Annotated in this window: 10 protein-coding genes; 1 reads left to right on the top strand and 9 read right to left on the bottom strand. The window is 55.8% G+C overall.

From position 1 onward, the window contains the following. Window positions 1-155 precede the first annotated feature (155 nt). Window positions 156-3,818 (bottom strand): alpha-L-fucosidase, encoded by a 3,663-nt coding sequence (locus tag QP381_RS08070; RefSeq protein WP_285068381.1) that lies wholly within the window; start codon window positions 3,816-3,818, stop codon window positions 156-158. 463 nt (window positions 3,819-4,281) lie between these two features. Further along, window positions 4,282-6,123: a methionine--tRNA ligase gene (metG, locus tag QP381_RS08065; RefSeq protein ID WP_103633082.1), complete on the bottom strand. Its 1,842-nt coding sequence runs from the start codon at window positions 6,121-6,123 to the stop codon at window positions 4,282-4,284. Window positions 6,124-6,440: 317 nt separating this feature from the next. Here metG and QP381_RS08060 point away from each other — a divergent pair, with 317 nt between their 5' ends. Then, entirely contained in the window at window positions 6,441-7,016 is a 576-nt protein-coding gene (locus QP381_RS08060) for an isochorismatase family protein (RefSeq protein ID WP_103633081.1), read from the top strand. Between the two features lie 85 nt (window positions 7,017-7,101). On the opposite strand, the gene rsmI is transcribed toward QP381_RS08060, so the two are convergent. The 7 genes from rsmI to QP381_RS08025 all read right to left on the bottom strand — a co-directional run bounded on the left by rsmI (window position 7,102) and on the right by QP381_RS08025 (window position 12,982). Continuing rightward, window positions 7,102-7,959 (bottom strand): 16S rRNA (cytidine(1402)-2'-O)-methyltransferase, encoded by an 858-nt coding sequence (gene rsmI / locus QP381_RS08055; protein WP_006681548.1) that lies wholly within the window; start codon window positions 7,957-7,959, stop codon window positions 7,102-7,104. A 117-nt stretch (window positions 7,960-8,076) separates the two neighbouring features. Continuing rightward, entirely contained in the window at window positions 8,077-8,916 is an 840-nt protein-coding gene (locus QP381_RS08050; protein ID WP_285068375.1) for a metal ABC transporter permease, read from the bottom strand. Next, window positions 8,913-9,839: a metal ABC transporter permease gene (locus QP381_RS08045; RefSeq protein WP_219585443.1), complete on the bottom strand. Its 927-nt coding sequence runs from the start codon at window positions 9,837-9,839 to the stop codon at window positions 8,913-8,915. The genes QP381_RS08050 and QP381_RS08045 overlap by 4 nt, the downstream gene beginning before the upstream one ends. Beyond that, entirely contained in the window at window positions 9,836-10,597 is a 762-nt protein-coding gene (locus QP381_RS08040; RefSeq protein WP_219585444.1) for a metal ABC transporter ATP-binding protein, read from the bottom strand. The genes QP381_RS08045 and QP381_RS08040 overlap by 4 nt, the downstream gene beginning before the upstream one ends. A gap of 9 nt (window positions 10,598-10,606) precedes the next feature. Beyond that, window positions 10,607-11,788 carry a metal ABC transporter substrate-binding protein gene (locus tag QP381_RS08035; protein ID WP_219585445.1) on the bottom strand — a complete coding sequence of 394 codons (1,182 nt, stop codon included), beginning with the start codon at window positions 11,786-11,788 and terminating at the stop codon, window positions 10,607-10,609. Between the two features lie 172 nt (window positions 11,789-11,960). Then, a complete protein-coding gene (locus tag QP381_RS08030) occupies window positions 11,961-12,518 on the bottom strand; it encodes an NADPH-dependent FMN reductase (protein ID WP_219585446.1) in 558 nt (185 codons plus the stop codon). A 263-nt stretch (window positions 12,519-12,781) separates the two neighbouring features. Beyond that, complete coding sequence (locus QP381_RS08025) at window positions 12,782-12,982, bottom strand: Rv0909 family putative TA system antitoxin (protein ID WP_103633075.1); 201 nt, start codon at window positions 12,980-12,982, stop codon at window positions 12,782-12,784. Window positions 12,983-13,327: the final 345 nt, after the last annotated feature.

Here is a 13,327-nt window from a genome sequence, read left to right as displayed (position 1 = left end):
TTTCAGTCGCGCGCAGCGCATCTTTGACCGCGCTTGTTCACCATCCACCCTGCACACAACCGCGCTTGTTCACCATCGGGCGCACACAACATAAAGAAGGTGCCTCGGGAACAACCCCGAGGCACCTTCATCTATGCCAGACCGACACTCAACGATCAGTCACGCACACGCCTGCGCGCAGCAAACCCAGCCACACCAGTAGCGAGGAAGAGAGCCGAAAGCTCTGCAAGCAAAACCGCATCAGCACCCGTTGAAGAAAGCTTCTTCACCGAGGCTTTCTTCACAGGCTGAGAATCACCAACAGGCTTATCGGCATTCGACTGATCCGGAACAGGCACAACATCCGCAGGAAGAACCTCGAACTTAATGACACGCTCACCCGCCGTGCTCACCATCTTCACAGTGTGCTTGCCAACTTCAAAGCCAGCCGGAACCTTCCAATCAGCCTGAGCAGTCCCCTCCTCGTAGTCATACTTGATATCGCTTTCAGGGATTACAACTGGCTCCGAGTGAACGGTGAGCTTAATACGCTCGTCCTTCTTCAGACCCTTCACACGAATCGACAGAGTATCTCCAACCTTCACCTGAGCAGCACCCAGCTCAAGAGTCGGAACATCCGCCTGACCAGGCTCATCACCACCAGGGTTCGGAGTCGGAGCCTGCTGGTGCAGAACAACACGAAGCGGAGCCGTTACTGCTTCACCTTGCGAGTTGGTTGCAACCGCACGATAGAGATGCGACTGGACCTCCTTCGATGCCGTCAGGCTCAGCTTTTCAGTCGTTTCTCCTTCGATTGGAGTCCACGAATCCTCATCGCCGTTGACCTCACGTGACTGCCATGCAATCGTCGGAACGGGCATACCTGAAGCCGTCGTGGACAGGACGACGGTTTCGCCCTCGTTCACTGTGACTTTCTGCCACGCACCATCGTCAGCCGGTTCAAGAACCGAGTCGTTCAAGCTAGCGGACAGCGGGGTGAGGGCCGGCTTTTCGACGATATTGATCGTGAGTGGCTCAGAGTACGCTGTCTCGACGCTGTTCGTTGCAGCAACTCGCACCTTCAAACCGTGGTGCTTCGCGTCGATCTCAAACGAGTAGCCCTGCTGAGTCTGACCTTCCACATCGTTCCATGTCTGACCATCAGCCGAAGTCTGCCACTGAAGCGTAGGGGCGGGGAAGCCGCTTGTTTCAGCAGTGAATGTCAGGATCGATCCGGGAACAGCGTTCAGCTGGTCGCCCGAAACGTTGAAGCCTTCTTCAGGGTCAGCAACTGCGCTAATAACCGCGGTGGGAGCAGTGTTCTGCCTGTAGACCTCAACCTCAGCAAGGTTGAGTTCCTTCCAGTTTCCTGGCAACAGCACACGAATGTAGCGAGCCTGGTAGCCATCGAAATTCAGACTGGTCGGGAAATCAGCCTTCTCTTCGACCTTGAAGTACTTGAGTTCTCCTGCTTCACCCTTCTTCTCAATTTCTTCGCTGGATAGCTTGTCGTCAAGCTTGTCCTTCGAAGCAATAACGTAGAAGCCCTTCAGGCGCTCCGCACACGACTGTCTTCCGTTGCACTGATCGTCAGCAGAACGGTTGTAGATGTTAACCTGTCCGACCGGAACTGTTTGCTCAAGGTCAACCTCCCACCAGGGATCATTCTGCGTAGCCGTTGCGCTAACCGAACCGTTGTCCCACTTTCCATCCGTGTTGCCGTCGACGGCTCGGGATGCTGGGCCGTTCCAGGCGCTGTCAGAAGACTGGCGTGCAGGCTTCTTGAGGGCCACGTTCAACGAGGGATCGACAACCGTCAGGGTTGCGATGTCAGACTCGGCTGTTCCAGCTTCGTTGGTGGCAACGACAAAGAAATCTGCTTCATTGTCATCCTTTGTTGTGACGAAGGTGTACGAGGAATTCGTTGCACCCTCAATCAGTATGTCCTCGCCGTCGTCACCAATGCGGTACCACTGGTAGGTCGGAGCTGGGCGACCCGAAGCGCCGGCAGCGAAAGTGACGGATTCGCCTTCGACGACCTGTGCGTCGCTCGGTTGAGACGTGAAGGTCGGAGCAACCGAGGCAGCGTGATCCTTGTATGCTGCCACCTTGATCGATTCAACCTTGACGTTGAGAGCATCGGTGTAATAGCTCGGGTTCGCCAGCTGGATGCGAAGGCGAGAGACCTCATTCGGGTTCATCGTGTACCCGGAGATGGGACGGGTCTTCAGGTCAATTCCTTTGAACAGCTGGGTGACGCCGTTGAAGGTCACATTGTATTCAACGTCGTCTTGGAAACCCGACGATTGGGTGAGATCGAATTCGACATCGCCGTACTTTTCGCCAGAGCGATCAACGATGTAGGCGTCCAGGATGGCCGCGTTGTACGAGGTGCCAACGGTGCGCTTGACAATATCGCGCGTCGGGATGGTGCCACTTCCGTGGTCGAGGTTCACGGTCTGAGTGGGGACGTAGCGTGCTTCACCGTCAAGGGCAACCTTGATGACCGGACGGTACTTGTCAGGGGATTCTCCGGACATCGTCACTGTCAGGTCAAGGCCGTTGCGAGCAAATTGAACGGGGGTTCCCTTGCCATCAACCGTGACTGAGGTGACCTTGTTTGCCAGTCCAGGAACGGTGATTGATTCTCCGGACTTCCACTGGTTCGGGAAGATGTACAGGTCTGAACCATTCACTGTCAGGAGAGCGTTAGACGGTGCGGGGATCCATGTTGCACTTGCTCCGTCGATGGCGTGCGGGTGATCAGTGTGCCATGTTCCTAGTTCCTTCAGAACATATTCGTCGTATTCGGGGAAGGAACCGTCACCCATCGGACCGACGTTGAAAGCGAAGTTTCCGTCGTTGGCTACGACACCGACGAGGTTCGAGATGGCCTCGCTAATTACTCTGTTAGCTGTGCCCGCTGAGCGATTTGCTCGCGAGTCTGAACAGTAGGACCAGCATCTGGGGAAGATGGATCGGATGGATTCCCACGGACCGATGCTGAAGGATGAGTGGACCGCGTTGTCGCCGCCAACGTTGAAGTCACCTTTGTTGTTCCACACGCGAGAGTTCACGACCGTTGTGTTCGGCTGCAGTTCATGGACCTTGTCGGCCATCTTCTGAGATTGTTCCGCGGTCGGACCACCCATGTCGAACCAGAACTCGGCGATCGGACCGTAGTTGGTGAGTAGCTCGGTGATCTGGTCGAGGTTGTATTGAAGGTGTTCTTCAGTGATGGGGTTGAGGTTGGAGTAGGGTTCGGGATCATGCTTCTCCCAGTCGATGATGGAGAAGTAGAAGGCGAGCTTCATGTCGATCTTGCCGCATTCGTCAGCGAGCTGTTTCATCGGGTCTTTCCCGAATGCTGTCTGCTTGACGACGTTGTAGTCGGTCGTCTTGGTGTCCCACATGGCAAAACCGTCATGGTGCTTCGAAGTCACCATGACGTACTTCATGCCGGCGTTCTTTGCGGTCTGGCAGATCTTCGCAGCATCCCATTTGTCTGCAGTCATCTTCTTGGCTTCTTTGAGGTATTCCTCGCGAGGAATGTTCATCCAAGCCTTGATTTGTTCTGGGTAGCCGATGGACTGAACTTGTCCGTTGTAGCTTCCTCCGAACATTGAGTAGACACCCCAGTGCATGAAGAGACCGAATTGCAGTTTCTGCCATGCAGCGATGCGTTCATTCGTGGACTTTTCCACGGCTGCGGGCGCGCCAAGGATATCTCCAACGTTTTCCTGCGATGTTTGCACCGAGGCAAATGCTGGCGATAGTGCGCCACCCCCGACGAGCAACGCGGCGGCGGCCAGGCTACTCACGATCCGTCGTCGTAACATACGGCGGTTCTCCTTTCGAGTGTGTTGATGGGACAGACATCGTTGTCTTTTCCTCTTCGTTGAGGTTTCCCATTAGGGAATCGTAATGACGAAATAGAAGCGATTTCTTTCACTTGATGATCGAAAATATTAAATTCGATAGTTTTTCGACGGTTCGATTAATCCTTACTCCAAAAGGTCCTAGGTAAAGTAGTTTCTGAGAAAACTAAAAAATATCCTTATGCCTTTTCCTATTGCCGAGGCCACGCTCCCCAAAATCACCGCGCTTGTTCACCATCCACCCTGCACACAACCGCGCTTGTTCACCGTCTGCCCCCGCACACAACCGCGCTTGTTCACGGCGCGGGCGGGCATAAGCCAGGGGCAAGTGAAGAAGGCGTGCCTTGCCGTAGACAGACGAAAGGTGGGAAGCGGACGAGCTTCCCACCTTTCGCGGTGTTGAATGAGTTGAGCTTACAAAGGCTCAGGCTCCGGTCACATCATCGGGAGTTGAATCCGCGTAGCGTGCGAGTTCTTCTTCGACGATGGCTTCGTCGAGCTTGGTGAAGACGGGCGTCGGCTTCACGATCGGGGTACCCACCGTGATGAGGTGGCGTTCCCACGTTGGAGCTGAGGTGTAGTCACCCGTAATAATCGGGTATCCGTTGCGGCCATCGAATGCTTCGGGCAGAACCTGCGGGTCGAGTTCTTCGACCTCTTCGATGCGTGGCATCGGAGCGATGTTGCCCGCACCGCCCATGACGCGGTCAATGTCGTTCGCTGCGTGAGGAAGGAAGGGCGAGAGCATCAGGTTGAGATCAGCGACAGCCTGGGCGAGGGTATGCAGAACCGTTGCAAGTCGTTCACGCTGTTCGGGCGCCTTGAGCTTGAAGGGCTCGGTGTCGGTGACGTACTTGTTGGCTTCGCTGACCAGTCGCATCGCTTCAGAGAGTGCGGCCTTCTGACGGTGGTGACGGATCAGGTCACCGATGGTTTCGAAGCCTTTGTTGATTTCGTCCAATAGCGCACGGTCGATATCTTCAAGCTCGCCGGGAGCAGGAATTTCGCCGAACTTCTTGGCGATCATCGATGCCGTTCGGTTGACCAGGTTGCCCCAGCCGGCGACGAGTTCGCCGTTGGTGCGGCGCACGAATTCTGCCCATGTGAAATCGGAGTCGGAGGTTTCCGGGCCTGCTGCGCTGATGAAGTAACGCAGGGCATCTGCCTGGTAGCGAGCCAGGAAGTCACGGACGTAGATGACGATGCCGTGGGAGGAAGAGAATTTCTTGCCTTCCATGGTGAGGAATTCGCTGGACACAACTTCGGTCGGCATGTTGAGGACGCCGAGCGTTCCGGGCTTTCCACCCTTGGTACCCTGACCGTTGTAGCCGAGCATTTCGGCAGGCCAAATCTGGGAGTGGAAGACGATGTTGTCCTTGCCCATGAAGTAGTAGGACAGGGCCTCGGGATCATTCCACCACTGGCGCCATGCTTCGGGGTCACCGGTGCGACGTGCCCACTCGATTGATGCTGAGAGGTAGCCGATGACGGCATCGAACCAGACGTAGAGGCGCTTGGTTGGCTGGTCTTCCCACCCGGGAACTGGGATGCCCCAGTCGATGTCGCGCGTCATGGCACGCGGGCGGATGTCTTCGAGGAAGTTCTTGGAGAACTTGATAACGTTCGGACGCCAGGTGCCGGACTGTTCACGATCGTCGAGCCATGCGGACAGGGCTTCGGCGAGTGCAGGTAGGTCGAGGAAGTAGTGGGTGGACTCAACGAACTTGGGGGTCTCGCCGTTGATGCGCGAGTGCGGATCAATCAGGTCGGTGGGATCCAGCTGGTTACCGCAGGCGTCACATTGGTCGCCACGAGCGCCTTCAGTACCACAGATCGGGCAGGTGCCTTCGATGTAGCGGTCGGGCAACGTGCGTCCAGTTGAGGGTGAAATTGCTGCGCGAGTGACCTGTTCGATCATGTATCCGTTGTCGCGGACAGTGCGGAACATTTCTTGGACGACTGCGTAGTGGTTGCCGGCGGTCGTGCGAGTGAAGAGGTCGTAGGACAGGCCGAGCGCGACGAGGTCTTCGACGATCAGTCGGTTGTTGCGGTCTGCAAGTTCGCGAGCGGTCACGCCTTCGCCGTCTGCTGCGACGAGGATCGGAGTACCGTGTTCGTCGGTTCCGGACACCATCAATACGTCGTGTCCTGCCATTCGCATGTATCGCGAGAAGACGTCGGAGGGCACGCCGAATCCGGCAACGTGTCCAATGTGACGGGGACCGTTGGCGTAAGGCCAAGCTACTGCAGACAAAATACGGCTCATGGTTCTAAGGATAGTGCCCCGTCGGGCATATTCCGAACTCGCGTCTCCCCGTTCCCCCACCGCGCTTGTTCACCACACCCGCCTCCCCACACACCGCGCTTGTTCACCGTTTCAGTGGGCACGTATGACCCGAATTCACTGATGCATTTCTTCAACAAGCGCGCTCAAAGGGCTTAATCACGGCACTGCAGGCTTCTTGTTTCCACGAGCGTTTGCCCAAAAGCTTGAACAAGCGCGGTCAAAACCGTGAACAAGCGCGGTCAAAACGGTGAACAAGCGCAGTAGAGTTGATGGCAACCTAGGTAAGAGGAGCTCAGATGAAACGCGCACTCATCATCGTCGATGTCCAGCCCACTTTCTGTGAAGGCGGGGCTTTACCCGTTGAAGGAGGAAATGCGTGTGCGGAGCGTATCCGCACGTATGTGGATGATCATCGCCAAGAGTACGGCTTTATTGCGACGACGCAGGATTGGCATATTGATCCGGGAGCTCATTTCTCTGCGACCCCGGATTATGTGGACACATGGCCACCGCATGGCGTGGCCGGTAGTGCCGAAGCGGAGTTGCATCCTGCCATTTGGGACCTCGACGTTGATGCCCACGTGAAGAAGGGCCAGTTTGCGGCTGCCTACTCTGGGTTCGAAGGGATGGACGAGGCCGGGACTTTGCTCGGCGATTTACTGGATGGTGCCGGAGTGAATGAGGTTGATGTCATCGGTTTGGCGCAGTCTCATTGCGTGTGCGACACCGCGTTGGATGCGAAGAAGGCCGGTTTTACCGTGCGAGTGCTCTCCGACCTGACGGAGCCGGTATCACCGGAAACTGGGGCTGTTGCGTCGAAGAAGTTGGCAGACGCTGGGATCCCGGAGGTTCCTTCAACCGAGATTAGCTAAGAGGATTCTGGTTCCCTACCAAGACGCCGGGGCGGTGCTACTGACACGTAGCACCGCCCCCCATTTCAGGTCATCTGCTCACATATCACTGTTCTTTGTAAGCGAGAGCAGCTTTATAGAGTTCGTTCTTCCGCAAGCCTGTTGCCGAAGCAACTTCGGCTGCCGCGTCTTTGAGTCGCATTCCTTCCGAAGCTAACGCAAGCACTGTTTTCACATGGTCTTCAGCGCTCTTCTTGCCTTTGAAACCGGCGATAACAATCGTGATTTCGCCGAGTACTTCCCCCTCCGTCTGGGTAATCAGGTCCGATAGGGAGCCTCGTAAAACTTCTTCATATTTCTTTGTCAGTTCTCGACACACGACTGCTTGACGCTCCCCGCCGAAAGCACTGGCCATACGTTGCAGGGTGCCATGAACGCGTTTGGCTGATTCAAAGAAAATGAGAGTGTGCGGGTCGTCCGCAAGCGCTTCGAGGTAGGCGCTTGCTTCACCGTCTTTACGGGGCAGGAAGCCCTCGAAGCTGAAGCGGTCAGAAGGCAGGCCTGAAACAGCAAGCGCAGTAACAGGGGCTGACGGACCAGGCAATGCAGAGACGTGAACACCACGTTCGACCGCTGCTCGCACCACGCGGAACCCGGGGTCTGAAACGGTTGGCATTCCGGCGTCAGAGACCAGCAGGACCCGCGCTCCGCTTTCGGCACAGTCGACGAGGCCCTCTGCCCGGTCGCCTTCATTGTGATCGTGCAAACTGAGAACTTTACCGTTTACTCGAACGTTCAAACGGCTAGCCAGGGCCAGCATGCGCCGGGTGTCTTCCGCTGCGACAACCTCAGCTTCTTGCAGGGCCCTGATAAACCGTGGTGAAGCGTCGTCCACATCACCGATCGGGGTTGCTGCAAGCAGGATGGACGCAGGGCGTTGTACAGGTTCACGTTGTTCTGGCACGGTCTCATCGTCTCATCGAGCTGGGAGGCAGTACAAGCCACGATTGGCCTCGTCGTTGAATTCACGAAACCCACATGGCTCGCGTTCGGGCGAACCGCAACCGACCGCCCGGCCTCGTCACCCTTGCGCGCAACGAGCCCACACGATCAGACGAGTCGTGGCAAAGAAAATACCGGCGAAAATCGCGATCATGCCACCAACCGAAAGGTTGAACGCCACACCGCACGCGAAACCGACCACTCCGATTCCCAGCCCCGCGAGCGGAGCAGCAACCATGAAGTGTGGCCATGACTTCACCAGCGGGGCAAGTCCCGCCGCGGGAGCAGCGAAAAGCGCAATCGACAATACGGTGCCGACGGCGGGAATCAACAGGACGATTGCACCGATGACCATTGCGATACTCAGGCTCTCAAGAAGACGCGTGTTCATCCCGCGCGTCAATGAATCAATGGGGTCGTAGCTCTTAAAGACCAGCTCTTTCCCCCACACGGCAACGATGATGAGCACCACCACTAGACCCGCGCCGGCCGACGCAACATCCCAGGAGTTAACCGTCAGAATCGAGCCGGTCAGAAACGACTGGATTTGAATCGGCAACGGCGAAAACCAGCGGTACAGGAAGTAGCCCATCGCGAACCCAAAGGTCAGCACAATGCCGGCGCTTGCCTGTGATGAAATCCCCGGAATTCCACCGATGAACCGCATCAGCCCACCTAGGGGAAGACAGAAAAGGAAGGCGCCAACAAACAGGGCAAGCGACATCTGCTCATGACTCGCCCCAAGCGTGGCGGCGATGACTACGCCCAGAATGCCTCCTGGGAATGTTCCGTGCGTGACTGACTCGGCAAAGAAGATTTTCCGGTCGAGGAAGGCGAAAGCGCCGACCAGCCCGGCGAGTAAACACACGGCAACGAGCTCCATGACAGGAAGGAGAAGAACATCCAGATGAGAAATCAACAGCGCACCTTTCCCCTTCGTTTCCCGATCGCAGCGATACCGACAGCGATGAAGAACAGTGCAACAAGGACAAGGACGACACCCGCTTGCGGAGAGATGGGGCGCGGGCTGGGGGTCAGGAGAAGTTGCATGCCTAGCCAGCTGGCAAGAAGGCTCACGCTCACTCCAATAATGCTCGTTTGTCGCACTGTTCGTCCAAGCAGACGCCCAGTTGCTCCTGGAACGATCAAGAACGCGATGACAAGAAGCACGCCGATTGCCGACGATGCTGCGACAACGACCGCGGCAATACACGCGTTCAGCACGTAATCGATGCCTCTGACGTTGATGCGTGACGCCTGCGCTCCCTGCCGGTCAAACGCAACGTAGAGGTGTTCCTTCCACGTTAGCGCAAGCATGATTCCTGTCAGGATAAAGACGACCAGCGACTGAGCAAGCCCAGAGTCGGTCGTTTCCAACAAGCGCCCGAACATGAGGGCTTCCAGTTGCCCTGACATATCACCGACTTTGAGGGAAATCGTCATGCCGAGTGCGAAGAAGGCAGTCAGAATGACCGCTGTTGCACCTTCATGCGCTGATTCGTTGTCGCTTTCTCGCTTGGAAGACTGACTTGCCACTAGTGCAATGACAACTACGATGCCAGCACATCCGGCACCAATAATGATGGCGTCGCTCCCGCCAACGATGAACCCGACGACGATTCCGGGGAACACTGAGTGCACCATGACTTCAGCGTTAAATTCAGCTTTTCGTAGGTTCACTAGCGTACCGACGAGGCCGGCCACCACTGATAGAAGGACAAGAAATATAAATGGCCGAAATAGGAAGGGATAGGCCGCAAGACCCCTGAGCCCCACGATTGATTCGGCGAGCGCTCGAAGGTGTTCAACGAGCGTTGCAACGCCATCGGACAGCGTGTTCATGCGACTTCTCCACGTTGCTTGTGGGAGTCGTAACAGGTCGCAAGTTCACAGGCCTCAGTTTCTAGGCTTTCGGATCCGTATGCCTGTTTCATGAGCTTTGGGGTGAGGACTTCGCGGACGGGACCGAAGGCGATCTGGCGCCCAGCGACAAGGATCGCTTGGTCGCAGACGTCATAGGCTAATGAGAGATCGTGTGTTGAAACGACGACGCTTGTTCCATCATTTTTTGCGCGTCGAATGATTCCGAGTAGGGCATCACGATTGGGCTGGTCCAAACCGTTGAAGGGTTCGTCCAGCAGAATCAGTTTCGGTTGGGCGATAAGTGCGCGCGCTACGAGTACACGCTGGCGTTGCCCGCCTGATAGTTCACCGAAACGGTCCTTGGCTCGGCTGAGAAGACCAACATTTGTCAGAGTGCTGGCGACTTTTTCTCGGTGGGCTTTCCTGGGGAAACGGGCAAGTCCGATCTGTTTGTAGAGACCCATCATGACAACTTGTTCAACAGTGATGGGGAATGTCAGGTCGAGGTCAGCCGATTGAGGGACGTATCCGATGGTGTCGGGAATGCCATCAATGTGTCCTTCGAGAATAGGAACGCTTCGGGCTAGGGCTTTGAGTAGCGTCGTTTTTCCGGATCCGTTTGGGCCGACTAGGGCGAGCGCCTCACCGGGGTTCATGCGCCCTTGAACCCCGGTGAGGACGACGCGCGTCCCGTAGCCAACTCCAGCGTCGTGAAAGGTGATGCCGTTCGTGGTCACGGGTATTGCCTACTTCAAGTTGTCTGGAAGCTGGGCCACCACGCCATCCCAAGCAGTGACGATGGTCGTGACGTTGTGGATGATTGAGCCGGTGTAGGTTTCTCCCGCGGATCCTGCCGGCCCCAAGGAATCGCCGTATAGGGCGTCGTCGCCAATGATGGCCTTCACACCGGCTAGTTCAGCGATCTTCTCGATTGACTTTGAATTGTTCGAGTTTTCGGCGAAGAGCGCTTTTGCTCCAGAGTCGATGACGGTTTGGGCGGCTTCCTGAATGTGTTCAGCGGTCGCGTCCTGCTGTTCATTGAAGTCAGAGAGGGCCGCGCCGATGAAGTTGATCCCGTAGTCCTTGGAGAAGTAGCCGAACGCGTCATGTGATGAGAAGAGAATGCGCGAGTCTGCCGGAACGCTATTGATCGAGTCTTGGACCCACTGGTCAAGGTTGCGCAGTTTGTCGGCGTAAACGCTGACACTTTCTTCAATTCCTGCGGCGGAGTCGGGGGCTACTTCTTTGAGGAATTCACCAATGTTGGCCACTTGAACAGCCGCGTTCTTTGGGCTTGTCCACACGTGGGGATCGTAGACAAATTCAGGTTCCGTTTCGCCTTCTGCTGGCGGGAAGGGCCACTTGCGCACCTCGACCTTTTGGGTGCCTCGTTCGACCGTGTAGGGCAACGAATCGTCTTCGGTGATGGCTTGCGGGTCGGTTACTTCTTTGCTGGTCAGAATGCCGCTGGTGACGCCCATCGTTCCCTTGAAGCCGGATGCTTCAATCGCACGGTCAAGGAAATGCTCGAGGTCAACTCCGGATACAAGGAGCACGTCAGCTTTGGCAAGTGCTGTCGCTTGCGAGGGAGTGAGCTCATGTTCGTGAGCTGATGCGTTGGGGGCAAGAAGGCAGGTGAGTTCGAGTCGCGTTTGGTTCGCGGCATCTTCACTACCAATTGTGGTCTTTTGTCCGTCTGCGCCTGTTTTCTCGAGGACGAGGCCTGCCGTCGCTGGCGCGCCGGCAGCGATCTGCGTGACATAGTCACAGATTTGGGTTGTGGTGGCAACGATGCCGACTTTTCCATGCTCCGTTCCGCTATTCGCGCTGGCGTTGGATGCGTCGTGGTTGGCGCAACCGGCAAGAGCCAGACCGAGCACACTGGTAAGTGCCACTCCTTGGAAAATACGGGTATTTGAGCGATGCATTGATTAAGACTCCATTTTCATGTAAAGTTTTGGGCACCCGAAACTTTACATGAGAACACCTTAACCTGCAACATCCTAAGTTTATTTAGGCGCTCCTATAGCGCCTTGCTCTGGAAAACCACGTGGGGGACGGGTCATTCGACCCATCCCCCACAAAGCTAAGAGCTATTGGTCAGCGAAGAGGCGCGAGAGCGTCAGTGCGCGCAACCATTGTCGCAACCATGTCCCGAACCTCGTTGTCATGATGTGCACCCGGCTTGAATTCCGACATGTTTTCAAAGTCGGTAATGAGCGAAAGCGAAACCTGCTGAGTGACCATCGCAGCTTCGAAGTTCGCCAGAATCTGGCGCAGGTGTTCAACCTGACGGACACCACCGCTGAAGGAGTAGCCGACGAAGCCGACCCCCTTGTTCGCGAGAGCCTTGGGCTCAAGGAAGTCGATAGCGTTCTTCAGGGCGCCAGGAATTGAGTGGTTGTACTCCGGAGAAACAAAGATCAGCGCATCGTAAGACGAAACGGTTTCGTTGAACTTTGCGCCACCAGGATCCTGCGGGGTAGCCATTGCAGGCGGCATCGGCTCAGCGAAAAGGGACATATTGAAGGAAGCAATGTCAATAACATCAGCGTTGACACCTTCAACAGTATTTGCTTTGTCGACAACCCACTGAGCAACAGATGCGCCAACACGGTTCGAACGGACGGTGCCAAGAATAACGCCAAGACGAGTCACGATAAACTCCTTAAGACTGTTTAAACTCTCAACTACTATATATTTATTTCAATCTTCAATCAACGTCACGTGAGGTACGTTCAGACACTGCAAGAACCTTCTGGGTCCCTCATTGATTCAATGCGCCTACGAACTAATGACAGAATGGTAGACGCGGTAGGCAAAACCAACGAACGTACGCATTGAGTGATGCCAACATTCAAGGGACGGTCGTAGACAAAAGGTGGGCTAGAGTTTCCTCTAGCCCACCTTTTAACGTTGAATCATTCACCGATCTTGTCGTCAACAACGTCGCGAGCTGCGTCAATCTTGTCGTCAAACTTACCGCCGGTAGCTGTCTTGGCTGCATCTGCAACCTTATCCAGGATGCCGTCGGTGTTTTCTTCGGTCATCATACCTTTAGCAGCGTCGGTGGCCTGGTCCTTGAGTTCTTCGGCCTTGCCCTTGAGATCGTCGAGGTTCATTGTTTCTCCTTGTATTAAGAACGATGTCGTGTTCAGTCTATGAGGACTTTGAAGGTTGCGCACTATATAACGAGGACTCAGTGCTTACAATGAGCGACAATACGAGAGATACTAGGGGCCAACAAAGCACACTGGGAGAACCCTCGATTGCAGAAGGGGCCCATCAACACCGCCTTCTCAGATGGGCACGTGCAGCAGTGAGTGCCCCGGCAAGTACCCGCAGGCGAACATCTTGAAAGAGCGACAGCAAACCGTCTTCGCACTTTGGGCACAGTAGTAAACCCCTTGGAGGGGTGCTCCAAGGGGTTTACGTGAGTTAAAATTGCGGCGGTGTCCTACTCTCCC

The organism is Pauljensenia sp. UMB6358, from assembly GCF_030216865.1.
GTDB classification, from domain to species: Bacteria; Actinomycetota; Actinomycetes; order Actinomycetales; family Actinomycetaceae; genus Pauljensenia; species Pauljensenia turicensis_A.
The sequence above is the reverse complement of the archived record's forward strand: the minus strand, read 5'-3'. Positions and strand labels throughout refer to the sequence as shown.

Bases quoted from the DNA above. Each gene is read 5' to 3' on its own strand.
- QP381_RS08060 (WP_103633081.1), top strand. From the start codon at position 6,441: ATGAAACGCGCACTCATCATCGTCGATGTCCAGCCCACTTTCTGTGAA.
- QP381_RS08035 (WP_219585445.1), bottom strand. From the start codon at position 11,788: ATGCATCGCTCAAATACCCGTATTTTCCAAGGAGTGGCACTTACCAGT.
- metG (WP_103633082.1), bottom strand. From the start codon at position 6,123: ATGAGCCGTATTTTGTCTGCAGTAGCTTGGCCTTACGCCAACGGTCCC.
- QP381_RS08025 (WP_103633075.1), bottom strand. From the start codon at position 12,982: ATGAACCTCGACGATCTCAAGGGCAAGGCCGAAGAACTCAAGGACCAG.
- QP381_RS08045 (WP_219585443.1), bottom strand. From the start codon at position 9,839: ATGAACACGCTGTCCGATGGCGTTGCAACGCTCGTTGAACACCTTCGA.
- QP381_RS08070 (WP_285068381.1), bottom strand. From the start codon at position 3,818: ATGTTACGACGACGGATCGTGAGTAGCCTGGCCGCCGCCGCGTTGCTC.